The following is a 23,081-nucleotide window of genomic DNA, read 5'->3' as shown; positions in this document are numbered from 1 at the left end:
CATGCCCGAGATCAAGAAGCTGCTGATCGCCAATCGCGGCGAGATCGCGCTGCGCATCCACCGCGCCTGCCATGAAATGGGCATCAAGACGGTGGCGGTGCACTCCACCGCCGATGCCGATGCGATGCATGTGCGCCTGGCGGACGAGGCGATCTGCATCGGCCCGCCGTCGGCGGCGGAGAGCTATCTCAACATCCCGAACATCATCTCGGCCGCCGAGATCTCGGGCGCGGATGCGATCCACCCGGGCTATGGCTTCCTTTCGGAGAACGCCCAGTTCGCCGAGATCGTCGAGGCGCACGGGCTGATCTTCGTCGGCCCCAAGCCCGAGCATATCCGCACCATGGGCGACAAGATCGAGGCGAAGCGCACCGCCGGCGCGCTCGGCCTGCCGCTGGTGCCGGGCTCGGACGGCCCGATCGCGGATCTGGAAGAAGCCAAGGCGATCGCCGCCAAGGCCGGCTATCCGGTGATCATCAAGGCTGCCTCGGGCGGCGGTGGTCGCGGCATGAAGGTCTGCACCAGCGAGGACCAGCTCGAAACGCTGATGCAACAGGCCGGCAGCGAGGCGAAGGCTGCGTTCGGCGATGCCACCGTCTATCTTGAGAAGTATCTCGGCAATCCGCGCCACATCGAATTCCAGGTGTTCGGCGACGGCAACGGCAACGCGATCCATCTCGGCGAGCGCGACTGCTCGCTCCAGCGCCGCCACCAGAAGGTGCTCGAAGAGGCGCTGTCGCCGGTCATCACGCCGGAAGAGCGCGCGCGCATGGGCGGGATCGTCGCTAAGGCGATGTCCGACATGGGCTATCGCGGCGCCGGCACGATCGAGTTCCTGTGGGAAAATGGCGAGTTCTACTTCATCGAGATGAACACCCGCCTCCAGGTCGAGCATCCGGTGACCGAGATGATCACCGGCATGGACCTGGTCCGCGAACAGATCCGCGTCGCCGAAGGGCATGGCCTGTCGGTGCGCCAGGAGGATCTGGAGTTCCGCGGCCACGCGATCGAATGCCGCATCAACGCCGAGGATCCGCGGACTTTCGCACCCTCGCCGGGCACGATCACCCACTTCCACGCGCCGGGCGGCATGCACGTCCGCGTCGATAGCGGCATCTATTCGGGCTACCGGATCCCGCCTTACTATGATTCGATGATCGCCAAGCTGATCGTCTATGGCCGCACCCGCGAGGGCTGCATCCTGCGACTGAAGCGCGCGCTCGAGGAGTTCGTGGTCGACGGCATCAAGACGACGATCCCGCTCCACCAGGCACTGCTCGACGATCCCGAGTTCCAGAAGGGCGAGTACACGATCAAGTGGCTCGAGGAGTGGCTGGCTCGCCAAGACGAGACAGCCGCGGCGTGAAGGCCACGATTTACCACAACCCGCGCTGCTCCAAGTCGCGCGAGGCGCTGGCGATCCTCAAGGACGCCGGCGCCGAGGTGGAGGTGATCGAATATCTGAAGACCCCGCCGGCCCGCGAGACGCTGGCGGAGCTGTACAAGCGTGCGGGGATGACCGCCCGTGAAGGCCTGCGCATCGCGGAGGGCGCCGCCAAGCCGCTGAAAGGGGCGGACGACGACACCATCCTCGACGCGATGGCGGCGAACCCGATCCTGATCGAACGCCCGCTGGTGGTAACCGAGCGCGGCGTGCGGCTGGGTCGCCCGCCGGAAAAGGTGCGGGAAATCCTGTAAAAAGCTCCTCCCCGGTACGGGGAGGAATTTTTCAGCCCCGCACCCCCGCCACAATCGTCTCGCGCCACGGCGTGGTCGGGCGGCCGATCAGCCCGGACAGCGTCTTCGAATCATCGAACAGGGCGCCGTCCGCGACCCGCGCATCGCTGTCCGCGAGGATCGCCGCGAACGGGCCCGGCAACCCCGCGCCTTCCAGCGCCTTGGCATAGTCCGCCTGCGGCAGGTCCTGATACGCCACCGGCTTGCCCGAGGCCTCGGCCAGCGCCGCCGCCAGTTCGGCGTGGGTGAAACCGCTATCGCCGGCCAGCTCGAACGTCCCCGCCTCGCCACGCGCCAGCACCACTGCGGCCGCTTCGGCATAATCCGCCCGCGCCGCACCCGAGACCAGCCCCTCGCCCGCGCTGCCGATCAGCACGCCATGCTCGATCGCGGGGCCGGCGCTCATCAGGTAATTCTCGGTGTACCAGCCGTTGCGCAGCAGTGCATGCGGCACGCCGCTGGCGGCAAGCAGCTCCTCGGTCGCCTTGTGCTCGACCGCCATCTGCATCGGCGAGGTCTGCGCGCGGAGCAGGCTGGTATAGGCGATCAGCGCCACCCCCGCCGCCTTCGCCGCGTCGATCACCGCGCGGTGCTGCGGCACGCGGCTGCCGATCGCATTGCCCGAGATAAGCAGCAGGCGGGTGACACCCGCAAGGCTCGAGGGCAGCGTTTCCGGTGCATCATAGTCGAACGGGCGCACCGTCACGCCCTTGGCGGCGAAATCGGCGACGCTTTCGGGATTGCGCACCAGCGCGACGATCTGGCCGGGGGCAACCTTGCCCAGCAGCGACTCGATCACGAGGCGGCCCAGCTGGCCCGAGGCTCCGGTAACGGCGAACATGGCAGGTCTTCCTTTCGGTTGTGGATTGACGCCTGCGATCTAGCGCCCCACTTACGAATCGTAAGTACGCACACAAAGGTAAGTATTAAAAATGTCGAGCGAGGCGCTTCGCACCCCCTCCCGCACGCTGGCCGCGATGATGGATCGCGGCGATGTGTTCGTGCCCGATTGCCCGTCGCGCGCCGTGCTCAAGCGGATCACCAGCAGCTGGGGCCTGCTCGTGCTGGTGGCGCTGCAGGATGGTACCCGCCGCTTCAGCGAGTTGCGCCGACGCGTGAACGGGGTGAGCGAACGCATGCTCGCCCAGACGCTCCAGCAGTTGGAGGTACATCATCTCGTCACGCGTCGCAGCCTGCCGGTGGTGCCCCCGCATGTCGAATACAGCCTGACCCCGCTCGGGCGCGACGCTGCCGCCAAGGTCGAGGATCTGGTCGAGTGGATCCAGGCCAACCTTGCCGATCTGATGCCGGCATCGCTGGACGAGGCGGCAGAATAGCGCCCATCCCGCAGTGTACCACGTCGCGCCGCCATGGCATGGCACGCCGCCATGATCGCCGCCATCGCCACCCTGCTCCTCTGCCAGCTGCTCGGCGAGGGGATCCACCTGCTCTCCGGCCTGCCGCTGCCCGGCGCTGTGATCGGCATGTTCCTGCTGCTTGGCTGGCTGCTGCTCCGCCCGGGCGAACGGCCCGCCCTGGTGCAGGTCTCTGCCTGGCTCACCGCGCATCTTTCGGTGATGTTCGTACCCGCCGCCGTCGGCCTGATCGAGGAGGGGCCCGTGCTGGCGAAGAACGGCGTCGCGATCATCCTTGCGACCCTCGCCTCGACGCTGCTGACCATGGTGGTGACCGCGCTCGTTTTCCGCTGGGCGCTGGCGAGGATGGAGCCGGGCGCATGAGCGTGCTCTGGCAGTCTCTTCAGACCACACCGCTCCTGTGGCTCACCACGACGCTGCTCGTGTTCGAAGGCGCCGACCGCCTGTCGAAGCGCAGCAATCGCCACCCGCTCTGCCATCCGGTACTGACCGCGACCCCGGTGCTGATCGCGATCCTGCTCGCCACGCGCACCCCTTATCCCGTCTATGCCAAGCACACGGCAATGCTCAGCTTCCTGCTGGGCCCGGCGACGGTGGGGCTGGCGGTGCCGCTGTGGCGCAACCGCGCGCTGGTCCGCCGTGTCGCCGTCCCCCTGTTGCTCGCCCTGTTCGCCGGCTCGCTGACCGCAATCGCTAGCGTCACCGGCATCGTCTGGGCGTTCGGCGGCACCGCGCAGATCCTCGCAACGGTCGCGCCGCGTTCGGTTACGACGCCGGTCGCGATGGCGCTGGCGACTCAACTCGGCGGCATCCCGGCGCTGGCGGCAGTGGTGGTGCTGATCGCCGGCGTGTTCGGCGCGATGGTTGCCACGCCGCTCCTGAACGCGTTGCGGATCGCGGACTATCGGGTCCGCGGGTTTGCGGCCGGCGTATCCGCCCATGGCATCGGCACCGCCCGCGCCTTTCAAGTTTCCGAACTCGGCGGCACCTTCGCAGGCATCGGCATGGCACTCAACGCCGTGATGACCGCGCTGCTGCTGACGCTCTGGGCAGTGCTGTAGTCGCCCCTATTCGTCCGTCACATCCTGTTTGGTGCCATAGAGCCGCACCGGCTGGCGATCGCGGCACTCCACGTCCGCCGTCAGCCGCATCCGGCGAAACGCGCCGTCGCGGCGTTGGATCGTCACATCGATGGTGAAGCTGCTTGCCTCGGCAATCGCTCGGCTTCGCACCGCCTCCAGCAGCGCCGCCGATTCCGGCGTGTACATCGCCACCGCCTCGCCCCGCGTCACCACCAGGCCGCGGGGAAATCCGAACAGGTCATAGACTCCGGGAGACCAGCGCAATGCATTCGTCAGCAGGTCGCACTCCCACGCCGCCGGCAATGGTGCCAGCGGATCGTCGGCGCGCAGTCCACAGCCGGAAAGGGGCAGGATGGGCATACCGCCTGATAGCACAATCTATGTTAATGGCATCTTCGCTTCTTCTGCTGCAACTGCCGGGGTGACGCGCGGCGAACACCCCGCTAAGGGGTCCGGCCATGACCCAGATCACGCCCGAGATCGTGGCCGAGCACGGCCTGTCGCCCGAAGAATATGACCGCGTCCTGAAGGCGCTCGGTCGCGAGCCGAACCTGACCGAGCTCGGCATCTTCTCGGTGATGTGGTCCGAGCATTGCAGCTACAAGTCCAGCCGCATCCACCTGAAGAAGCTGCCGACCACCGGCCCGCAGGTGATCTGCGGCCCCGGCGAGAATGCCGGCGTCGTCGACATCGGCGACGGCCAGGCAGCCATCTTCAAGATGGAGAGCCACAACCACCCGAGCTACATCGAGCCCTATCAGGGTGCGGCGACCGGCGTGGGCGGCATCCTGCGCGACGTGTTCACCATGGGCGCGCGCCCGATCGCCAACATGAACGCGCTGCGCTTCGGCCGGCCCGATCATCCCAAGATGAAGCACCTGATCGCCGGGGTCGTCCATGGCATCGGCGGCTATGGCAATTGCGTCGGCGTGCCGACGGTCGGCGGCGAGGTGAACTTCCACCCGGCCTATGACGGCAACATCCTGGTCAACGCGATGACCGTGGGCATCGCCGATACGGACAAGATCTTCTATTCGGCCGCCTCGGGCGTCGGCAATCCGATCGTCTATGTCGGCTCCAAGACCGGCCGCGACGGCATCCACGGCGCCACCATGGCCTCGGCCGATTTCGGCGAGGATTCGGAAGAGAAGCGCCCCACCGTCCAGGTCGGCGATCCGTTCACCGAGAAGCTGCTGATCGAAGCCTGCCTCGAGCTGATGGCCTCGGACGCGATCGTCGCGATCCAGGACATGGGCGCCGCCGGCCTCACCTCCTCCTCGGTCGAAATGGCGTCGAAGGGCGGCGTCGGCATCGAGCTGATCATGGACGACGTGCCCCAGCGCGAAACCGGCATGACGCCCTATGAGATGATGCTCTCCGAGTCCCAGGAGCGCATGCTGATGGTGCTCAAGCCCGGCCGCGAGGATTTCGCCGAGGCGATCTTCCGCAAGTGGGAGCTCGATTTCGCCGTCATCGGCCATGTCACCGACACCGGCCGCATGGTGCTCAAGTGGAAGGGCGACGTGGTGTGCGACATCCCGCTCGCCCCGCTGGCCGACGACGCACCGCTCTACGATCGCCCGCACGTGCCGACGCCCAAGCAGCCCGAGCTGCAGAACGTGCCGGAATGCACCGATCCCGCCGCCGACCTGCTCAAGCTGATGGGCTCGCCGGACATCGCCAGCCGCCGCTGGATCTGGGAACAGTATGACCACATGGTCGGCGGCGACACCGTGCAGCGCCCGGGCGGCGACGCGGCGGTCGTCCGCGTCCACGGCACCGACAAGGGTCTGGCGATCACCACCGATTGCACGCCGCGTTATTGCTTCGCGGATCCCGTAGAGGGCGGTAAGCAGGCGATTGCCGAAGCGTGGCGCAACCTCTCCGCGGTGGGCGCGACCCCGCTGGCGGTGACCAACTGCCTCAACTTCGCCAACCCGCAGCGCCCGGAGATCATGGGCCAGATCGTCGGCTGCCTCGAAGGCATGAGCGACGCCTGCCGCGCGCTCGACTTCCCGATCGTCTCGGGCAATGTCAGCCTCTACAACGAGAGCAAGGCGACCGGCGGCGGCTCGGCGATCCTGCCGACGCCCGCGATCGGCGCGATCGGCCTGCTCAAGGATTGGCAAAGGAACTGCACCATCGCCTTCAAGGGCACCGGCGACGTGATCATCGCGGTCGGCGAGCGCGGCGGCCATCTCGGCCAGTCGATCTGGCTGCGCGAGATCTGCGGCCGCGAGGAAGGCCCGCCCCCGCCCGTCGACCTGATGATGGAGCGCCGCACCGGCGCCTTCATCCGCTCGGCGATCTGCGGCGGCGCGATCACCGCCTGCCATGACGTGTCCGACGGCGGCCTTGCCGTTGCCGTTGCCGAAATGGCGCTGGCCTCGAACATAGGCGCGATCCTCGATCAGCCCCAGCCGTTCGGCGTCGCCGGCAGCTGGTTCGGCGAGGACCAGGGCCTGTACGTCGTGACGGTGAAGGACGAGGCGCTGGCCGACTTCCTGGTCGCCGCCGACAAGGCCGGCCTCGCCGCCGATCCGATCGGCCGCACCATCGCGAACCGCATCATCTTCGAGCTGGAGGAAGGCGATTTCTGCGTCAGCCTTGAGGATCTGCGCGTCGCGCATGAGGGCTTCTTCCCCGCACTGATGAGAACCGAAGCCGCCGTCTGACCGGCGCCGCACCATCGTCCCACGTTGCTCGAATCGCGCACTGGCTGCGCGGTTACGTTTGGCGATGATGAACGGCTTGCGTCCGATTTATTTCTGGCGGAAGGAACATGCCAGGCAGCCTCCATTTAGGAGAGCGCTGCGCCGTTGCGCGGCACAGACCGGGGAGATGCGCGAGGAATGACGTCTTTCGGTCGATCGCTGGAACGGTTGCCGTTGCTCGCGGATCGGCGGCGTCTTGCCTATGGCATCGCGATCGCGCTTTGTATCGCTTCCTGGTGGCTCCGCCTGGTGCTCGACCCGCATTTCCCGCCGGGCTTTCCCTACCTCACCTTCTTTCCTGCGGTTATCCTGTCCTCATTCCTGTTCGGCCGCGGGCCGGGGATTGTGGCGGCGGTGCTCTGCGGGCTGCTCGCCTGGTATTTCTTCATCCCGCCGTTCCGCAGCTTCGGGCTCCAGCGCGGCACGCCGGTCGCGCTGGCCTTTTATGTGGGGGTGGTGACGGTCGACATTCTGCTCGTGCACTGGATGCAGCGGGCGAATCGCCACCTGTCGCTCGAGCGCGAGCGCAGCGCCGAACTGGCCGAACGCAGCGAGATTTTGTTCGAGGAACTGCAGCACCGCGTCTCGAACAATCTTCAGATGGTCGGCGCGCTGCTCAGCCTGCAGCAGCGCAGCACGCAGGACGAGGAAGCTCGCCGCGCCATCGGTGATGCGGCGAGCCAGCTGCAGCTTATCGGGCGCATCCAGCGCGGGCTATATGGCTCGCGTGGCGAGCCGCTGGCGATCGGCGCCTTCATCAGCCGACTGGTGGATGATCTTGCGGAGAGCAGCGGCAAACCCGGCGTGGTCCATAGGGTCGAATCGTCCACCAGCCTGATGCTGCCGCCCGATCGTGCGATTCCGATCGCGTTGATCGTCGCGGAAGCCGTCGCCAACGCGATCGAGCATGGCTTTGCCGGGCGCGATCAGGGGACGATCACGGTTTCGATCTGTTCTGAGGGCGCGGCGCTGTCGCTGTCGGTCGTCGATGACGGGCTCGGCGTAGCCGATGACTTCGACGTCGCGCGCACCGACAGCCTGGGCCTGCGAATTGCCCGCAGCTTGGCGCAGGGCATGGGCGCAACGCTTTCGATCCGCCCGGCACATCCCGGCACGATCCTGCGCTTGCAGAATATCCCCGCAAACGACGAGCGTTGATTCCGGTCAACGCTGCTGGCGCTGCGGAAGCGGATAGGATAGGCTAGCTGTAAGGAGCGCCGCCATGTCCGAACGCTACCCGGGAAGCCCCCTCGCCGCCCGCCTTGGCCTGAAGCCCGGCATGCGCGTGTGGTTTCACGATATGCCGCCAAGCATCAGAGAGGCGATCGCTCCCGATCGCAGCGACGTGGAGGAGCTTTGCTGCGCCAGCGACGGGCTGCAGGCCGCCTATCTGTTCGCACCGACGGCGCACCACCTTGACCGGGAACTGGGCGCCCTCCGGCCGTTGATCGCCTCCAATGGGTTCATCTGGGTTTCGCATCCGACCGGCGGCGGCACGCAATGCGGCGCGGAGCAGCTGACCTCGACAGCGGCGATGCACGGCCTGGTCGAGCAGGATCGCTGCGCGATCGGCAGCGACTGGACCGGCGTGAAGCTCGTCCCGCACAACCAGGCGACGCCGGCATAGCCTAGCGAAAGCAGCCACGTACGCAGAAGAACCGGATCGACATCTGGGGCCGGATGGGCGAGATTCGCGCCTTCCCCTTGGATCTATGCCCCACCATGCCGCATTGGCCGAAAACCCGTGAAATGACCGATGACGAGCGCACCTCTCGTGCGACAGCGTTCTTCAAGCAAATCGCATCCCGCCACAGCTGCCGCAGTTTCTCCGGCCGGCCGGTGGCGCGCGCCACCATCGAAGCCGCGCTGCGTGCTGCCGGTTCCGCACCCAGCGGCGCCAACCGTCAGCCTTGGCACTTCGCCGTGCTCTCGTCGCCGGGCGCAAAGACCGCGCTGCGTGTAGCGGTCGAAGAGGAGGAGCGGAACTTCTATGGTGGCATCGGGGGCAGTGAATGGCAGGGGCTGCTTCGCGGCTTGGGAACGACTGCCGAAAAGCCGTATCTGGAAATTGCCCCCTTCGTGATCGTCGTGTTCGGTGTGACGCGGAACGGGACTGACAGCGTTCCCAACCCGCATGTGACCGAAAGCGTCGGCATCGCGTGCGGGCTGCTGCTCACCGCGCTTCACGAAGCGGGGCTGGCCAGCCTGGTCCACACCGCGACGCCGGCGCGATTTTTGAACCGGCTCTGCCGCCGGCCCGCGCATGAACGGCCGATCGCGATGATCGTGGTGGGCCACCCGGCCGAGGATGCCGCGATCCCGGAGGCGGCGGCCGTCCGCAAGCCTCTCGATCAGATCAGCAGTTGGTTGTAACGCCTAGGCGTGAACACACCCGTCCTCCAGCGCCTGCCCACGATCGACATGGTGCGCGGCGTAGCCGTTCTCGGCATCCTGTTGCTGAACATCGTCAGCTTCGCGATGCCCGACGCCGCCTATTTCAATCCGCGCGCCTATGGCGGCTGGCACGGGGCCGATCTTGCCGCCTGGCTGATCAACTTCCTCTTCTTCGACGGCAGGATGCGCGGCCTGTTCTCCTTCCTGTTCGGCGCATCGCTGCTGATCGTGGCGGATGCGGCGGAGGCCAAGGGGGACGATCCCGCCCGCGTTCATTATGCCCGCATGGGCTGGCTGCTTGTCTTCGGCTTCGCCCATCTCTGGCTGGTATGGCATGGCGATATCCTCGCCCATTATGCGCTGGTGGGCATGGCTGCCTTTCCGCTGCGCAAGTTGCCGGTGCCGCGACTGTTGGGCCTGGGCACCGTACTGGTGCTGGTCAGCACCTTTCTGTTCGGCGATCTTACCGTATCTGCCTGGCATCTCACGCATTCGACGCAGCCGGGCGGTTCCGGCGCGCTGAAGGCGCTGGTCGAGACCTTCGGCACGCCCGCGGCCGATCACATTACCGATAAACTTACCCTCCACCGCAGCACCTACACCGCACTCCTGTCCCAGCGCGTGGCCGAACATGGCACCAGCCCGCTCTCGATGTTGATGGTCTATGGGTGGGAGACGTTAGGCTATATGCTGTTCGGGATGGCGGCGCTGCGCAGCGGCCTGCTGACCGGCGCATGGCCCCCCGAGCGCTATCGGCACTGGTTCCTGTGGTGCTGGGCGATCACCCTGCCCATCTATGCGGCGCTTGCCGCGTTCGTGCTCGGCGCGAAGTTCAGCCTGTTCGCCGTGATGCTCGGCGCCGTCACCCTCCCAGGCCTGGTGCGCCCGGTCATGATCGTCGGCTGGATCTGCCTTATCCTGCTTGTGATGCGCACCGGCAGCCCGCTGGCGACCCGATTGGCGGCGGTGGGGCGCATGGCGTTCACCAATTATCTTGCCACCAGCATTCTCTGCACGCTGCTGTTCTACGGCTATGGCGCGGGAATCTATGGAAAGCTCAGCCGCTGGCAGCTTTACCCGGTCGTGCTTGCCGTGTGGACACTTCTGCTTCTGTGGTCGCCCTTGTGGCTGCGGCATTTTCGCTACGGCCCGTTCGAGTGGCTGTGGCGCAGCCTCTCACGAGCAGAGCTGCAACCCATTCGCAATAGCCTTGCAAGTCGCTCGCAGTAGCCTTATACGGGCTGCGCGAGAGATTCGAGGGATTTCCGATGGTTGTTTGCGTGTGCAATGCCCTTCGTGAACGTGAAGTACGGGAAGCGGCGCGCCAAGGCGCCCAAAGTGCATGCCAAGCCTATCGCGCGCTGGGCTGCCAAGCCAAATGCGGCCAGTGCGTGCCGTTCGCGCGAGCCATTATCGCGGAAGAACGTGCGGCTGCGTGACAGTCGCAAGTAAAAAACCGCAGATTTCCTAGGTTTTTTTCTCTTTCCATTCGCGCTAGAAGCTTCCGGGAAGGAGTTTCTCGCGATGCAAGGCGACGCAAAAGTAATTGAGTATCTGAACGAAGTCCTCAAGAATGAACTGACCGCGATCAACCAATACTGGTTGCATTATCGAATGCTCGATAATTGGGGCATTCACAAGCTCGCCGAATTTGAGCGTCACGAATCAATCGACGAGATGAAGCACGCCGATAAATTGGCGGAGCGCATCTTGTTCCTCAACGGCCTGCCCAACTTCCAGCTGCTCGGCCGTCTCCGCATCGGCGAAAATGTCGAGGAAATCCTGCGTGGCGATCTCGCGCTCGAGATGGAAGCCATCGCCGTACTGCGCGATGCTGTTCAGCATTGCGAAGCGGTGCGCGATTTCGTGAGCCGCGACCTGTTCGCCTATATCCTCACCAGCGAAGAAGAACATGTCGACACGCTGGAACGCCAGTTCGACATGATCGCGCGCATGGGTCTGGAAAATTATATTCAGCTCAACAGCAAACCTGCGGAAGCCGATTGATCGCAGGGCAGGCCCGGCGCAGCGAACCGCGCCGGGCCTGCCATAGCCGGGTTCAGCTCTTGTCGCGGTCGAACGGGTTCTTGGGCGCGCGCAGCGTGAGCCGCACCGGCACCGCGCCGAAGTCGAACTCGCGGCGTAACCCATTGATCAAATAGCGTTGATAGCTCGTCGGCAGCAGATCGACCCGCGTTCCGAACAGCACGAAGCTGGGCGGTCGCGTCTTGTTCTGCGTCACGTAGCGCGGCTTGATCCGCTTGCCGCCCGGTGCGGGCGGCGGATTGGCTTCAATCGCGCGTTCGAACCAGCGGTTCAGCTGGCCGGTGGAAACGCGACGCGACCAGGCGTCGCGCGTTTCGAACGCCACCCGAATCAGCACGTCCAGCCCCTTGCCGGTCGCAGCCGATACGGTGAGCAGCGGCACACCCTTCACCTGCGCCAATCCCTCGTCCAGTGCCCCCTTCACCCCGTTGAATAGGCTGGACGCGTTCTCTGCCACATCCCATTTGTTGAGCGCGATGATCAGCGCGCGACCTTCCTGCAGCACGCGATCGGCGATCTTCAGGTCCTGCACTTCCAGCCCGCGCGTGGCATCGAGCAGCAGCACGACCACTTCGGCGAAGTCGATCGAGCGCAGCGTATCGGCCACGGAAAGTTTCTCCAGCTTCTCTTCGACTCGGGCGCGCTTGCGCAGCCCAGCCGTGTCGATCAGCCGCACAGGGCGTCTCTGGCCGTCCGCGTCGGTCCATTCCCAATCGATCGCTATTGAATCGCGGGTGATCCCCGCCTCGGGGCCGGTGATCATCCGGTCTTCACCTAGCAGGCGGTTGACCAGGGTCGACTTGCCGGCATTGGGACGACCGACGATCGCCAGCTTCAGCGGCGCGTTGGGATTGTCGGGGTTTTCGTCCTCAACCTCTTCCTCGTCGCGCTCGAGATGGGGAAGCAGCGCCTCGAACAGATCGGCAACGCCTTCACCATGTTCGGCGGAAAAAGGGATTGGCTCGCCCAGGCCCAGCGCCATCGCCTCCAAGATACCCGCCTCGCCGGCGCGCCCTTCGGCCTTGTTCGCCACGAGCACGACAGGGCGATCGGTCGAACGCAGCCAGCGCGAGATTTCCTCGTCGAGCGGCGTCACGCCTGCCCGAGCGTCGACCAGAAACAACGAGACGTCCGCCTCGCGCACCGCAGCCTCGGTCTGAGCGCGCATCCGGCCTGGCAGCGTCGCCGCATCTTCGTCTTCATATCCAGCCGTGTCGATCACGCGGAAATCCAGGCCGAGCAACGAAGCCTCGCCCTCGCGACGATCCCGCGTCACGCCCGGCTGGTCGTCCACCAGCGCGAGCCGCTTGCCGACCAGGCGGTTGAACAGGGTGGACTTGCCCACATTGGGGCGTCCGATGATGGCGACGGTCGGCAAAGGCATAGCTGATCTCTTTACTCATACGGGCACGCGGCGAAAAGCCCGGCGCCGAATACGACGGGGGCCGGAGCATGAAGCCCCGGCCCCCGCATGGGTTCTGGTCCCCCGGCATTCCGCCGGAGGCGTCGGCTCAGCGATAGGCGGTCAAGCGGCCTTTGTCGTCGAGCAGATACAGGGTGTTGTTGGCGATCACCGGCGGGAGCGTCACCGAATCCTTGGTTTCCATCTTCGACAGGATGCTGCCGTCCTTAGGCGAAACCGAAACGACGTCGCCAAGGCTGTTGACGAGCAGCAGCCGCCCACCAGCCGCCAGCGGGCCCTTCCAACTGATCGGGTTCTTCGCCTTCTTCTCGTTCTTGTAGCGCTGCAGCTGGACGATCCAGCGCGGCTTGCCGCTGCTACGGGCAAGGCAAAGCAGCCGCGCGTCATCGGTGACCACGAACAGCCATTCGCCCGCCGCCCAAGGCGAGGAAAGCCCGCCGATGCTTTGCTCCCACAAGGTCGATCCACTGGTGATGTCGACCGCGACCATGCGGCCGCCCTCGCCCAGCGCATAGACGCGGCCCTGATCGATCACCGGCTCGGCATCGATGTCGGACAGCGAGGAGACCGAGGTTGTCATCGTGTTGCGCGTCAGCACGTCGCCCCACAGCGACAGCCCATTCTCGTAGCGATACGCGTTGAGCTCGCCCGAAGAGAAGCCGGCAATCACCGTGCCCTGCGCGGAAGCGGGAGCGGCCACGCCGAACACGCCCTGCGATTCCAGGCTGGCGGTGGCGCTCCACGAAAGCTCGCCCTTCTCCTGGCTGAGCGCGAAGAGCTGGTTGTCCTGCGTCACCACATAGACGTTGCCGTTGGCCAGCGTGGGCGCCCCGCGCAGCGGGCCGCCGGGGCGGGTGCGCCAGATCTCGCTGCCATCGGCGATGTTCAGCGCCACCACGTCGCCAAGCCCATTGGCGGCGAACACGCGATCGCCCTCAACGCTCACGCCACCGCCGAACAGCGCGCCCCGATTGCCCTTGCCCTTGCCGGTCGGCACTTCCCACAGCCGCGCACCGGTATCAGCCGCCAGCGCATGGACATTGCCGTCGGTGTCGATCACGAACAGCTTGTTGTTTTCCACGACCGGGGAAGCGGCTAGCCGCTCCTTCTTCGATGGCTTGGCAACCTGCGCCGACCAAGCCCGCGACAGCGACTCGCGGAGCGCTAGATGGCCCATCGACTTCGCGGCGTTGCCACCGGGCTGCCCCCAGTTTTCGTTCACCGCCGCCTCGGGTAGCAGCACCTCGACACTGGCCAGCGTCGTGTCGGCGCTGATGTCGTTTTCCGTGACGAGGATCGGCACACGTTCCCCAAGCACCGGCGTCTTGCGGCTGCCGCTGCCCTTGAAAACGCCGCAACCGCTTACCAGCGCGAGCGCCGCTACCGCCGCAACTACGCGAACCTTGGTCTTCATTTAGCTTGCTTTTCCTGGGTCTGGCTGGCCGCCGGAGCGACCGAAAGCGTCTTCGCGACTTCAGCGGTGCGCTCGCGAATCGAAGCGGGCACGCGATCTCCGGCTTCGCTGATCTGGCGATAGAGTTTCGCCGCTTCGGCGCGCTTGCCCGATTTCACATAAGCAGCGGCGACCATTTCACCGGCCGTGCCGAACCACGGCGAATCGGGGTTCGAGAAGGTGCCGAGGCGCTGGATCACCGCCTGCGGCTGCAGGCTGTCGAATTCGGCCTGGGTCTGGCGCACGAGCGCCAGGTCGCGATAGGGCTGGCCCAGCTTGGCATCATTGACGACGCTGGCGAACTTCGCCGCCGCGGCCGCTTTGTTCCCCTGCGCGAACAGCAGATTGGCCTGGGTGAAGCGCGCCATCGCGGCATAGCCATCGTCGCCCTGCGCGAGCTTCTCGAGCGCGGGGCCTGCCTGGCCGGGTTGATTTTCAACCACCAGCTGCAAGGCGGCATCATATTCTTCGCCGCGCGCTTCGGCAGCGGTGCGACGGCTATGATCGTAATAGAGCCAGCCGGCGAGCGCGATCAGGACCAACACCACGCCGATGACGATCCACAGCCCATAGCGGCGCCCGACCCGCATCAGCTGGTCGCGACGATATTCCTCGTCGACTTCACGAAGAAAGGCCTCGTCGGTGGTACCGGAAGGAGGAAGCGCCAAAATCTACTCCATGGGTCTGGTGCGGCCGCGGACCTTAGCGCCGCGTGCCGTGAACGCAAATCGCCCTACTCCGTCAGTCCCGCGGCGCATAGACCTGATCCGGTCCCGGAAAGGCCCGGGACCGTACTTCTTCGGCATAGGTTTCAACCGCGGCGGAAATGCGGCCGGAAAGGTCGTCGTAGCGCTTCACGAAACGTGGCGTCCGCTCAAACAGACCCAGCATGTCTTCGGCTACCAGCACCTGCCCGTCGCACTGCGCGGATGCGCCGATACCGATGGTGGGGCATTGCACCTTCTGGGTGATCTCCACGGCGATCGGTTCGATTACGCCTTCGACGACAATGGCGAAGGCGCCTGCCTCGTCCATCGCTACCGCGTCGCCCACCAGCTTGGCGCGCTCGGCATCGCTGCGGCCTCGCGCACCATAGCCGCCCAATACGTTGATCGCCTGAGGGGTGAGGCCAATATGACCAATCACGGGGATGCCGCGCTCGTTGAGGAACCTGACCGTCGGCGCCATCGCCGCGCCGCCTTCCAGCTTCACCGCCGCAGCGCCGGTCTCCTTAAGCAGTCGAGCGGCGCTTTCGAACGCCTGCTGCGGGGAGGCTTCATAGCTGCCGAACGGCATGTCGATCACCACAAGCGCGTGATAGCTGCCGCGCACCACCGCCGCCCCGTGCGCCGCCATCAGCTCCAGCGTCACCGGCACAGTCGAAGGCAGGCCGTAGATCACCTGCCCCAAGCTGTCGCCCACCAGCAGCATGTCGCAATGCGCATCCATCAGCTGCGCCATGCGGACAGTATAGGCGGTCAGCATCACCAGCGGCTCGCCGCCCTTGCGCTTGCGGATCGCCGGCACCGTGACGCGCTTCATCGGAGCGGGCGTGGGATTGGCGCGGCTGGTGGCGGTATCGAGGGTGAGGTGCGACATGCAGGCGGTCTAGGACTGCGAACCGCGAACGGCAATGGCCGCTACAGGATCCAACCCCGCCGCGTCGCCAGCCCCGCCAGCCAGATCTGGAAGATGCCGACTCCCAGGATAAACAGCGGGAACACCGCGGTAGCGACGCCTTTCACCGCCAACAACGGCGTGAAGACAAAGACATAGCCGAACTGAACGACCACCGCGGCCAGCGAAAGCACATAGAGGATATTGGCTGATCGTGATCGCCGCAGCATCGCGATGGAGCCCAGCAGCGCGGCGCCCACGGCAATCGCATAGTCATAGGCGAACCATCCCGGCAGCGCGCGATGATAGGCGCGTTCCCATACACCGACATCCGATGGTTGCGCAGGATCGAAGCTGGCGTGCCAATAGAAGGCGATACATCCAAGCACACCCCACAGGAACAGCAAAGTTGCGGTGGCCTGGAACCAGTAGGCAGGTCGTTGTCGAATGTAAGACGCCATGCGACCCCATTATAGTATGGGTGTAATGTGGTTAACCTAGGAAAATTCCAGAGGTTTATCCAGTTTATCCGGCCACTTTCAGCTCAAAGCAGCGCGCGTGCATAGCGTTCCGGCGCGAAACCGATCAGCAGGCCGCCGGGGATTTCCAACACCGGCCGCTTGATCATGGATGGCTGCGCGATCATCAGCGCACTGGCCTTGGCCGCATCCAGATCGACCTTATCGGCATCGGAGAGGTTTCGGAAGGTCGTGCCAGCGCGGTTGAGCAGCGACTCCCAGCCCTCCAGCGCGATCCAGCGGGCAAGCCGCGCCGGATCCACGCCTTCCGCCTTATAGTCATGGAACGCATAGGCGACGCCGTTGGCATCCAGCCAGGCTCGCGCCTTCTTCATCGTGTCGCAGTTCTTGATGCCATACAGTGCAATCGTCATGGTCGTCCTAGTGGAGGAAACGGCCGAGCGTCACAACCGGCTGCGGCGACAGACCCAGCGCACGATAGAAACCGATCGCCGCATCATTGTCCTCACGCACCATCAGTTGCAGCTTGGGGCACCCGCGCGCGCGGAGCCATGATTCGGCGGCGGCCATAAGGGAGCGGCCATGGCCGTGTCCGCGTGCCGCTTCTGCCACAGCGAGATAATAGACCCAGCCGCGATGCCCGTCCTCGCCCACCATCACCGTGCCGAGCAGGGTTCCGTGGCTGCGGAGCAGGAGGATAACAGAGCTTGCCCCCTGCACCGCACGGTCGAAATCAGCCGTCGGGTCGTTCCACGGGCGGGTAAGGGCGGCGGCCTGCCACAGCACCACCACTTCGTTCCGATCCGCCGCGCGCGCTTCGTCGATCTGCATCGCACCAGCCTATCGTGGAGGCCGCCGCGCGGCTATCCCCGCCGGAGTGCCAGCAGCGCCGCCGCCGCGATCAGCGATCCGCCCGCCATCGCCAGCGCCACCAACGGCAAGCCAAGGTTCATCGCGAACAGAAGGCCGGCGACGATCGGGCCCAAGGCCGCGCCGCCGCGCCCAACCCCGATCACGAAGCCGGTACCTAGCCCGCGCGCCTCGGTGGGAAAGCTCTGGGCGATCAGCGCGTACATCCCCACCACCCCGGCATTGGTGAAGAAGCCTGCGATGGCGGCGATCAGCGCCAGCCCCGTCAGATCCTGCTGTCCCTGCCCGAACAGCGCCACCATCGTCGTCGCGGCGACCAGCGCGATCACCAGCAGAGCGCGCAACGGCACGCGCCAGCTGAGCACGCTCAGCAGCACCGCACCGGCCAGCCCTCCGACATTGGCCCAAACCAGCACACCCGCCGCCTGCGATGCGGGATAGCCCATGTCGACGACGATCTTGGGCACCCATTTGATGATGAAGTAGAAGGTCATGATATGGCAGAAATAGGCGAGGGTCAGCAGGATCGTCGTGCGGGCAAGCGGCGCGGCGAACAATTGCGCGAGCGGCAGTTTGGTGCCGGACTCCGCCCGCGCTGGCAGCGCCGCAATCGCACCCTGCCCCATCCGCACCAGCAAGCGGTTGGCACGGGCGAGCGCGTTCGCCGGCCGGCGCTGGAACAGATAGCGGACCGATTCGGGGAGCAACCACCAGGCAAGCGGCAGGAACAGCGCCGTGATGCCCGCGCCGAAAAGGAAGACGTGCCGCCAGTCCCCGCCGACCAGCAGCTTCGCCGCAATCGATCCACCGACGATCGCGCCGATCGGATAGCCCGACGCCATCAGCCCCACCGCCAAGCTGCGGGTGCGGGCGTTGGCGAGTTCCGCCGCCATCGCGTTGGTGCAAGCAAGCATGCCGCCGATGCCTAGCCCTGTGAACAGGCGGAAGCCGGACAGCATCTCGACATTGCGAGCGAAGGTCGCGGCCAGCATGCCGGCAGCCATGATCGCGAGGCATAGCAAGATCGCCGGCCTCCGCCCGACACGGTCGGCATAGCCCCCCAGCACGACCGAGCCGACCGCCATGCCGATCAGTTCCATCGACAGCACCAGCCCCAGCGCCGCGCGATCGATGCCCCATTCCGCCGCGATCCCCGGCGAGGCGAAGCTGATCGCCAGCACATCGAACCCGTCGAGCGCGTTGAGCAGCAGGCAGAGCAGAATGCCCAGCATTTGCGTGCGGCTCAGCGGCGCCTCGTCGAGCCGCCGCAGAATTTCGGACGACTCCGCCATCTTCAACCTCTCCTTCGGGGCTTTCCGCCCGCTTGTCGTTCGTCAGGCGGTGAGCATCAGCGCGTCGAGCGCCACCACCCCTTCGCCGGCAGGGTGCACCACCACCGGATTGAGATCCACCTCGCGGATCGAAGGTTCGGCAATCAGTACCTGCGCCAGGCGCGCGATCAGCGCCGCGACGGCCGGCACGTCCAGCGCGGGTGCGCCGCGCCAGCCCCGCAGGATCGCTGCGCTCTTCAGCTGATGCAGTTCGCCCTCAATCGCCGCGGGGGTGAGGTCGCACGGCAGCAGGCGGACGTCCTGAAGGATCTCCGCGGTCACCCCGCCGAACCCCGCAAGGATCACCGGCCCCCATTCGGGATCGCGCTTTGCGCCGACGATCAGTTCTACCCCGCGCTTTCCCATGCCCTCGACCAGCACGCCGTCCAGCGTCAGGTCCGCTCGATATCGGCTCACATCGCCGTGCAACTTGCGCCACCCGGCGCGCAGCTCCGCTTCGTCAGCCAAATTCAGCACCACGCCGCCGGCATCGCTTTTGTGGCTGAGCTCGGGCGATTGCGCCTTCAGCACCACCGGATAACCTATCTCGCCGGCGATCTGCACCGCCTCTTCCGCGGTGCGGGCAAAGCCGCCTTTCGGGAAAGGCAGGCCAAGTGGTGCCAGCACCGCCTTGGCGCGGTATTCCGGCACCACCCCGCCGAGTGGCAGACCCTCGCACGCAAGCGGCGCGGCGTCGCAGGTGGAGAAGTCGCGCGCCGCGTGCCGCGAAAGCCGGGCGATTGCCCGAAACACCCGCTCGGTCGACGCGAAGCACGGCACTCCCGCCGCTCGCAGCCGCGCGGTATATTCCGCCCCCAGCGGCGCGCCTTCGTCCAGTCCCGCGAAAATCAGCGGCGTGGTCAGCGCCGCTTCTTCCACCGCGCGCAGGATCGGCGGCAGCTTGATGGCCGCCGTTGCCGCATCGGTTAGGATGATGCCGGCAACGATGCAGCCGAAGCGATCGTCCGCGCCCAGCGCCTTGAGCAGGCGATAGTACATGTCAGGCTCGACCAGCCCCTGCGCGGTGATGTCGAGCGGGTTGCTGACGCCGACAAAGTCGGGCATCGCCGCCCGCAGCAGCGGCGCGTTGCCATCGTCGAGCGCCGGCAGCGCCACTTCGAGTTCTTCGCACAGATCCAGCGTCAGCGCCTTAAACGCACCTGACTCGCCGAGTACCGCGGTGCCGCCGCCGGGCAGCGCCGGGCAGCGCGCGGCGATTTCGGTGATGTCGCCCAGTTCCTCCAGCGTCTCGGCAAAGACCACGCCGGCGCGCTCCACCATCACCCGCATCAGCTGATAGTCGCCGGCCATCGCGCCGGTATGCGTCGCGGCGGATTCGCGCGCGGCGCTGCTCTTGCCGGGATGCAGCAGCACGACGAGCTTGCCCGCGGCCCGCGCCTTGCGCGCGGCATCGAGAAACCGCTGCGGCTTGCGAAACTGCTCGACGATCATCGCAACCACCTGCGTATTCGGATCGCTCACGCAGTAATCGACATAGTCCTCGACGCCGCTCGCTGCTTCGTTCCCCGTCGAGACCGACAACGTGACCGGCAGATCGCGGCTGAGCAGCATCGTCGCCAGCACCGCTGCCATCGCCCCGCTCTGCGAAACGATGCCCACCCCCGCACCGGGCCCACGTTCGGGCACCAGAGTTTCGACAAAGGTCAGCGGCACCCGCTCGACATAATTGACCAGACCCAGGCAGTTCGGCCCTTCGATGACCATTCCCGCTTCGGCGGCGATGCGGGCGATCTCACGCTGATCCGCCAGTCCCTGCTCCCCACCCTCTGCAAAGCCCGCGGAAAAGACGATCGCCGCGCCCACCTTGCGCGCGGCGAGCGCCCGGATCGTATCGACGACGCCCGCCCGCGGAATCGCGAGCACGGCGGCGTCGACGCCCTCCGGCAGCGCTCCGACCGACGGCAGGCAGGGCCGCCCGCCGATCGTCTCGCGCTTCGGATTGATCAGGTGAATGTCCCCGCCAAAGCCGTTGCGTTCCAGGTTGGCGAGCACCGAGGCGCCGAGCGCCCCCGGCTTGTCCGAAGCGCCCACGATCACCACCGATCTCGGCCGCAATAGCCGGTCGAGCGCGAGACCAGCGGCGGCCTGGGGCGGAGCAAGGGTGTCGACGGTCATCGGTGCCCCCCAGTTCAAGCGTTCTGCTTCGACTTGTCGTACGCGCCGAGGCCCGGCTTGTACGTCTTGTCGTCGATGAACTGCTTGATGCCTTCCTTGCGGCCTTCATTGTCGAAGCTGTTGGCTGCTTCCTGCGCGCGGATCAGATAATCCTCGGCATTGTCATACGTCATCTCGCGCACGCGGCGAATCGCATCCTTGGTCGCCTTCAGCGCAACCGGGTTCTTGGCGAGCAGCACCTTGGCCACATCCTCCACTCGCGCCTTGAGGCCATCGAGCGGCACCGCTTCGTTGACCAGCCCCCATTCGGCGGCCTTCTTGCCGCTGATGTTCTCGCCCATCATGGCGTGGTACATGGCGTTGCGGAAACCTGTGAGCTCGGCGATCACCTTCGATGCACCGCCGCCGGGCAGGATGCCCCAGTTGATTTCCGAAAGGCCGAACTGCGCATCTTCCGCCGCGAAGGCGAGGTCGCACGCGAACAGCGGACCATAGCCGCCGCCGAAGCACCAGCCATTGACCATCGCGATCGTCGGCTTGTGGTACCAGCGCAGGCGGCGCCACCAGGTGTATGCCTCCCGCTGCGCCCCGCGTGTAGCGCCCAGTCCCTTGGCCTCGTTCTCGCGGAAATACTCCTTCAGGTCCATGCCGGCGGACCAGGCGGTGCCCTCACCGCTCAGCACCAGCACGCCGACATCGTCGCAATATTCCAGTTCGTCGAGCACTTCCGCCATCCGGCGATTGAGCCGGGGGGACATGCAGTTGCGCTTGTCGGGACGGTTGAAGCGCACCCAGGCGATGCCGTCGGCGACGTCGTATGCGACAGTGGCGGCTTGGATTGGATCGGTCATCGTTTCAAGGTCTCCGTGGGGGAGCCGCGCACCCCGGCGCGGCCAGGGTGTTGCAATCAGATTGGGAAATGGCCGGGCTGAGTTTCCAGCGTGATCCAGCGCAATTCGGTGAAGCTCTCGATCCCCGCCTTGCCGCCGAACTTGCCATAGCCCGATGCCTTGACGCCGCCGAAAGGCATCTGCGCCTCGTCATGAACGGTCGGGCCGTTGACATGGCAGATGCCGGACTGGATCTGCCGCGCCACGCGCAGGCCACGCGCCGCGTCGCGGGTGAACACCGAGGCGGACAGACCATATTCGGTATCGTTGGCGAGTTCGACCGCATGCGCCTCGTCGCGGGCGCGGATGACGCCCACCACGGGGCCGAAGCTCTCGTCGCGGAACAGCTTCATCGCCGGTGTCACCTTGTCGACGACATGCGCGGGCATCAGCACGCCATCGGCTTCGCCGCCATTCACCAGCGCCGCCCCCTGCGCCACCGCATCGTCGATCAGGCTGCGGACATGCGTAACCGTCTTGGTGTCGACCACGGCGCCGAGGGGCGTCTTGCCCTCGCGCGGATCGCCCACAGCCATGGTGGCAACTTTGGCCCGGAATTTCTCGACAAACGCATCCGCCACGGCATCGACGACGATGATCCGCTCCGTCGACATGCAGATCTGGCCCTGGTTCATGAAGGCGCCGAACGCGGCGGCCTTCACCGCCTCGCCGAGATCGGCATCCTCCAGCACGATCAACGGGGCCTTGCCGCCGAGTTCGAGCACCACCGGCTTCAGATTCTGTGCGCAGCGCACCGCGATGATACGGCCTACGCCCGTGGATCCGGTGAAGTTCACCCGGCGCACCGCCGGCGCGTCGATCATCGCGCCGACCACCTCACCCGCATCTTCCGGCGCGTTGGTGACGAGGTTGACAATCCCGCCGCCAAAGCCCGCTTCCACGAACGCCTCGACGATCAGGGCATGGGTGCGCGGACATTGCTCGCTGGCCTTGAGCACCACCGTGTTGCCGCAGGCGAGCGGCACCGCGATTGCGCGGGTCGCCAGAATGATCGGCGCGTTCCACGGCGCCATCGAAAGCACCACGCCTGCCGGCTCGCGCACCGCCATCGCGATACAGCCCGGCTTATCGCTGGGAATGACTTCGCCGCTGATCTGAGTGGTGAGACCCGCAGCCTCCCGAACCATGGAGGCGGCAAGCATCAGGTTGAAGCGCGCCCAGCCCTCGGTAGCGCCGATTTCCGTCATCATCGCCGAGACGAACGCGTCGGCGCGGGCTTCCATCGCGGCGGCGGCCTTCGTCAGCAGTGCGCGGCGGGCATTCGGCCCCTGCGCGGACCAGGCGGGGAAGGCTGCCTGGGCGGCCGCGACTGCCGCCAGAGCATCTTCGGGAGTCGCCGCAGCGGCACGGGTGGCGAGTTCGCCGGTTACCGGGTTGCGGCGCTCAAACTGGCGTGCCGTAGCGAGCGGCGCACCACCGACCAGCAGCGAAACGTCGTTGTGGGACATGAACCTCTCCGTCCTCTTCGTTATTGTTATGGATCATAACGTTTACGAAGCAGACGGCAAGAGG

25 protein-coding genes are annotated in these 23,081 nt (G+C 66.0%); 12 read left to right on the top strand and 13 right to left on the bottom strand.

Annotated elements, in window-relative coordinates; translation table 11 throughout:
- Position 1 precedes the first annotated feature (1 nt).
- The gene (accC, locus tag ACNFJ7_RS16445; RefSeq protein WP_019368430.1) at positions 2-1,366 is read left to right on the top strand and encodes an acetyl-CoA carboxylase biotin carboxylase subunit; all 1,365 of its coding nucleotides are present in this window, start codon (positions 2-4) and stop codon (positions 1,364-1,366) included.
- Positions 1,363-1,698 (top strand): arsenate reductase (glutaredoxin), encoded by a 336-nt coding sequence (gene arsC / locus ACNFJ7_RS16440; RefSeq protein WP_019368429.1) that lies wholly within the window; start codon positions 1,363-1,365, stop codon positions 1,696-1,698. Before accC ends, arsC begins: the two co-directional genes overlap by 4 nt.
- Before the next feature lie 31 nt (positions 1,699-1,729).
- Here arsC and ACNFJ7_RS16435 read toward each other — a convergent pair whose 3' ends face one another.
- Complete coding sequence (locus tag ACNFJ7_RS16435) at positions 1,730-2,578, bottom strand: NAD(P)H-binding protein (RefSeq protein ID WP_019368428.1); 849 nt, start codon at positions 2,576-2,578, stop codon at positions 1,730-1,732.
- A 91-nt stretch (positions 2,579-2,669) separates the two neighbouring features.
- Between ACNFJ7_RS16435 and ACNFJ7_RS16430 the strand changes: the two genes are divergently transcribed.
- The 3 genes from ACNFJ7_RS16430 to ACNFJ7_RS16420 are packed head-to-tail and all read left to right on the top strand — an operon-like array spanning position 2,670 to position 4,174.
- Positions 2,670-3,074, top strand: coding sequence for a winged helix-turn-helix transcriptional regulator (locus ACNFJ7_RS16430; RefSeq protein WP_019368427.1), 405 nt, complete (start codon positions 2,670-2,672; stop codon positions 3,072-3,074).
- A 33-nt stretch (positions 3,075-3,107) separates the two neighbouring features.
- Entirely contained in the window at positions 3,108-3,476 is a 369-nt protein-coding gene (locus ACNFJ7_RS16425) for a CidA/LrgA family protein (RefSeq protein WP_019368426.1), read from the top strand.
- A complete protein-coding gene (locus ACNFJ7_RS16420) occupies positions 3,473-4,174 on the top strand; it encodes an LrgB family protein (protein WP_019368425.1) in 702 nt (233 codons plus the stop codon). Before ACNFJ7_RS16425 ends, ACNFJ7_RS16420 begins: the two co-directional genes overlap by 4 nt.
- A 6-nt stretch (positions 4,175-4,180) precedes the next feature.
- Here the strand turns inward: ACNFJ7_RS16420 and ACNFJ7_RS16415 are convergent, their stop codons facing one another.
- Positions 4,181-4,555: a hypothetical protein gene (locus ACNFJ7_RS16415; RefSeq protein WP_019368424.1), complete on the bottom strand. Its 375-nt coding sequence runs from the start codon at positions 4,553-4,555 to the stop codon at positions 4,181-4,183.
- A 98-nt stretch (positions 4,556-4,653) separates the two neighbouring features.
- On the opposite strand from ACNFJ7_RS16415, the gene purL reads away from it, so the two are divergent.
- The 7 genes from purL to bfr all read left to right on the top strand — a co-directional run bounded on the left by purL (position 4,654) and on the right by bfr (position 11,310).
- Positions 4,654-6,870, top strand: a complete 2,217-nt coding sequence (gene purL / locus ACNFJ7_RS16410; RefSeq protein WP_019368423.1) for a phosphoribosylformylglycinamidine synthase subunit PurL — start codon at positions 4,654-4,656, stop codon at positions 6,868-6,870.
- A 177-nt stretch (positions 6,871-7,047) separates the two neighbouring features.
- Complete coding sequence (locus ACNFJ7_RS16405) at positions 7,048-8,067, top strand: sensor histidine kinase (protein ID WP_019368422.1); 1,020 nt, start codon at positions 7,048-7,050, stop codon at positions 8,065-8,067.
- Between the two features lie 64 nt (positions 8,068-8,131).
- On the top strand, positions 8,132-8,536 hold the full coding sequence (locus ACNFJ7_RS16400) for a DUF3052 family protein (RefSeq protein WP_037513054.1): 405 nt from the start codon (positions 8,132-8,134) through the stop codon (positions 8,534-8,536).
- Between the two features lie 122 nt (positions 8,537-8,658).
- Entirely contained in the window at positions 8,659-9,282 is a 624-nt protein-coding gene (locus ACNFJ7_RS16395; protein WP_019368420.1) for a nitroreductase family protein, read from the top strand.
- Between the two features lie 9 nt (positions 9,283-9,291).
- Positions 9,292-10,533, top strand: a complete 1,242-nt coding sequence (locus ACNFJ7_RS16390; RefSeq protein ID WP_019368419.1) for a DUF418 domain-containing protein — start codon at positions 9,292-9,294, stop codon at positions 10,531-10,533.
- A gap of 38 nt (positions 10,534-10,571) precedes the next feature.
- Positions 10,572-10,742, top strand: a complete 171-nt coding sequence (locus tag ACNFJ7_RS16385; RefSeq protein WP_082664387.1) for a (2Fe-2S)-binding protein — start codon at positions 10,572-10,574, stop codon at positions 10,740-10,742.
- An 85-nt stretch (positions 10,743-10,827) separates the two neighbouring features.
- Positions 10,828-11,310 carry a bacterioferritin gene (gene bfr / locus ACNFJ7_RS16380; protein WP_019368417.1) on the top strand — a complete coding sequence of 161 codons (483 nt, stop codon included), beginning with the start codon at positions 10,828-10,830 and terminating at the stop codon, positions 11,308-11,310.
- 52 nt (positions 11,311-11,362) lie between these two features.
- Here bfr and der read toward each other — a convergent pair whose 3' ends face one another.
- The 11 genes from der to ACNFJ7_RS16325 form a co-directional block, all read right to left on the bottom strand.
- Positions 11,363-12,733 (bottom strand): ribosome biogenesis GTPase Der, encoded by a 1,371-nt coding sequence (gene der, locus ACNFJ7_RS16375; RefSeq protein WP_019368416.1) that lies wholly within the window; start codon positions 12,731-12,733, stop codon positions 11,363-11,365.
- 127 nt (positions 12,734-12,860) lie between these two features.
- On the bottom strand, positions 12,861-14,186 hold the full coding sequence (locus ACNFJ7_RS16370; RefSeq protein WP_019368415.1) for a PQQ-like beta-propeller repeat protein: 1,326 nt from the start codon (positions 14,184-14,186) through the stop codon (positions 12,861-12,863).
- Positions 14,183-14,893, bottom strand: a complete 711-nt coding sequence (locus tag ACNFJ7_RS16365; protein ID WP_019368414.1) for a tetratricopeptide repeat protein — start codon at positions 14,891-14,893, stop codon at positions 14,183-14,185. The genes ACNFJ7_RS16370 and ACNFJ7_RS16365 overlap by 4 nt, the downstream gene beginning before the upstream one ends.
- A 73-nt stretch (positions 14,894-14,966) precedes the next feature.
- A complete protein-coding gene (panB, locus tag ACNFJ7_RS16360; protein WP_019368413.1) occupies positions 14,967-15,824 on the bottom strand; it encodes a 3-methyl-2-oxobutanoate hydroxymethyltransferase in 858 nt (285 codons plus the stop codon).
- Positions 15,825-15,865: 41 nt separating this feature from the next.
- The gene (locus ACNFJ7_RS16355; RefSeq protein ID WP_236704381.1) at positions 15,866-16,303 is read right to left on the bottom strand and encodes a hypothetical protein; all 438 of its coding nucleotides are present in this window, start codon (positions 16,301-16,303) and stop codon (positions 15,866-15,868) included.
- A gap of 83 nt (positions 16,304-16,386) precedes the next feature.
- Positions 16,387-16,734, bottom strand: a complete 348-nt coding sequence (locus ACNFJ7_RS16350) for an ArsC family reductase (protein WP_019368411.1) — start codon at positions 16,732-16,734, stop codon at positions 16,387-16,389.
- A gap of 7 nt (positions 16,735-16,741) precedes the next feature.
- Positions 16,742-17,152 (bottom strand): GNAT family acetyltransferase, encoded by a 411-nt coding sequence (locus ACNFJ7_RS16345; protein ID WP_019368410.1) that lies wholly within the window; start codon positions 17,150-17,152, stop codon positions 16,742-16,744.
- 32 nt (positions 17,153-17,184) lie between these two features.
- A complete protein-coding gene (locus ACNFJ7_RS16340; protein ID WP_019368409.1) occupies positions 17,185-18,483 on the bottom strand; it encodes an MFS transporter in 1,299 nt (432 codons plus the stop codon).
- A gap of 42 nt (positions 18,484-18,525) precedes the next feature.
- Positions 18,526-20,658: an acetate--CoA ligase family protein gene (locus tag ACNFJ7_RS16335; protein ID WP_019368408.1), complete on the bottom strand. Its 2,133-nt coding sequence runs from the start codon at positions 20,656-20,658 to the stop codon at positions 18,526-18,528.
- Positions 20,659-20,672: 14 nt separating this feature from the next.
- Entirely contained in the window at positions 20,673-21,509 is an 837-nt protein-coding gene (locus tag ACNFJ7_RS16330) for a p-hydroxycinnamoyl CoA hydratase/lyase (protein ID WP_019368407.1), read from the bottom strand.
- A gap of 56 nt (positions 21,510-21,565) precedes the next feature.
- The gene (locus ACNFJ7_RS16325; protein WP_019368406.1) at positions 21,566-23,017 is read right to left on the bottom strand and encodes an aldehyde dehydrogenase; all 1,452 of its coding nucleotides are present in this window, start codon (positions 23,015-23,017) and stop codon (positions 21,566-21,568) included.
- Positions 23,018-23,081 lie beyond the last annotated feature (64 nt).

It is taken from the genome of Sphingomonas sp. HT-1 (assembly GCF_048568905.1).
Classification (GTDB): Bacteria; Pseudomonadota; Alphaproteobacteria; order Sphingomonadales; family Sphingomonadaceae; genus Sphingomonas.
The sequence above is the reverse complement of the archived record's forward strand: the minus strand, read 5'-3'. Positions and strand labels throughout refer to the sequence as shown.

Excerpts from the sequence above, each read along its gene's own strand:
- ACNFJ7_RS16330 (WP_019368407.1), bottom strand. The coding sequence starts at position 21,509 with ATGACCGATCCAATCCAAGCCGCCACTGTCGCATACGACGTCGCCGAC.
- der (WP_019368416.1), bottom strand. The coding sequence starts at position 12,733 with ATGCCTTTGCCGACCGTCGCCATCATCGGACGCCCCAATGTGGGCAAG.
- ACNFJ7_RS16370 (WP_019368415.1), bottom strand. The coding sequence starts at position 14,186 with ATGAAGACCAAGGTTCGCGTAGTTGCGGCGGTAGCGGCGCTCGCGCTG.
- ACNFJ7_RS16385 (WP_082664387.1), top strand. The coding sequence starts at position 10,572 with ATGGTTGTTTGCGTGTGCAATGCCCTTCGTGAACGTGAAGTACGGGAA.
- ACNFJ7_RS16420 (WP_019368425.1), top strand. The coding sequence starts at position 3,473 with ATGAGCGTGCTCTGGCAGTCTCTTCAGACCACACCGCTCCTGTGGCTC.
- ACNFJ7_RS16415 (WP_019368424.1), bottom strand. The coding sequence starts at position 4,555 with ATGCCCATCCTGCCCCTTTCCGGCTGTGGACTGCGCGCCGACGATCCG.
- ACNFJ7_RS16325 (WP_019368406.1), bottom strand. The coding sequence starts at position 23,017 with ATGTCCCACAACGACGTTTCGCTGCTGGTCGGTGGTGCGCCGCTCGCT.
- ACNFJ7_RS16405 (WP_019368422.1), top strand. The coding sequence starts at position 7,048 with ATGACGTCTTTCGGTCGATCGCTGGAACGGTTGCCGTTGCTCGCGGAT.
- ACNFJ7_RS16430 (WP_019368427.1), top strand. The coding sequence starts at position 2,670 with ATGTCGAGCGAGGCGCTTCGCACCCCCTCCCGCACGCTGGCCGCGATG.
- ACNFJ7_RS16400 (WP_037513054.1), top strand. The coding sequence starts at position 8,132 with ATGTCCGAACGCTACCCGGGAAGCCCCCTCGCCGCCCGCCTTGGCCTG.
- ACNFJ7_RS16345 (WP_019368410.1), bottom strand. The coding sequence starts at position 17,152 with ATGCAGATCGACGAAGCGCGCGCGGCGGATCGGAACGAAGTGGTGGTG.
- ACNFJ7_RS16435 (WP_019368428.1), bottom strand. The coding sequence starts at position 2,578 with ATGTTCGCCGTTACCGGAGCCTCGGGCCAGCTGGGCCGCCTCGTGATC.
- ACNFJ7_RS16425 (WP_019368426.1), top strand. The coding sequence starts at position 3,108 with ATGGCATGGCACGCCGCCATGATCGCCGCCATCGCCACCCTGCTCCTC.
- ACNFJ7_RS16355 (WP_236704381.1), bottom strand. The coding sequence starts at position 16,303 with ATGGCGTCTTACATTCGACAACGACCTGCCTACTGGTTCCAGGCCACC.
- accC (WP_019368430.1), top strand. The coding sequence starts at position 2 with ATGCCCGAGATCAAGAAGCTGCTGATCGCCAATCGCGGCGAGATCGCG.
- ACNFJ7_RS16350 (WP_019368411.1), bottom strand. The coding sequence starts at position 16,734 with ATGACGATTGCACTGTATGGCATCAAGAACTGCGACACGATGAAGAAG.
- ACNFJ7_RS16335 (WP_019368408.1), bottom strand. The coding sequence starts at position 20,658 with ATGACCGTCGACACCCTTGCTCCGCCCCAGGCCGCCGCTGGTCTCGCG.
- ACNFJ7_RS16340 (WP_019368409.1), bottom strand. The coding sequence starts at position 18,483 with ATGGCGGAGTCGTCCGAAATTCTGCGGCGGCTCGACGAGGCGCCGCTG.
- panB (WP_019368413.1), bottom strand. The coding sequence starts at position 15,824 with ATGTCGCACCTCACCCTCGATACCGCCACCAGCCGCGCCAATCCCACG.
- ACNFJ7_RS16395 (WP_019368420.1), top strand. The coding sequence starts at position 8,659 with ATGACCGATGACGAGCGCACCTCTCGTGCGACAGCGTTCTTCAAGCAA.
- bfr (WP_019368417.1), top strand. The coding sequence starts at position 10,828 with ATGCAAGGCGACGCAAAAGTAATTGAGTATCTGAACGAAGTCCTCAAG.
- purL (WP_019368423.1), top strand. The coding sequence starts at position 4,654 with ATGACCCAGATCACGCCCGAGATCGTGGCCGAGCACGGCCTGTCGCCC.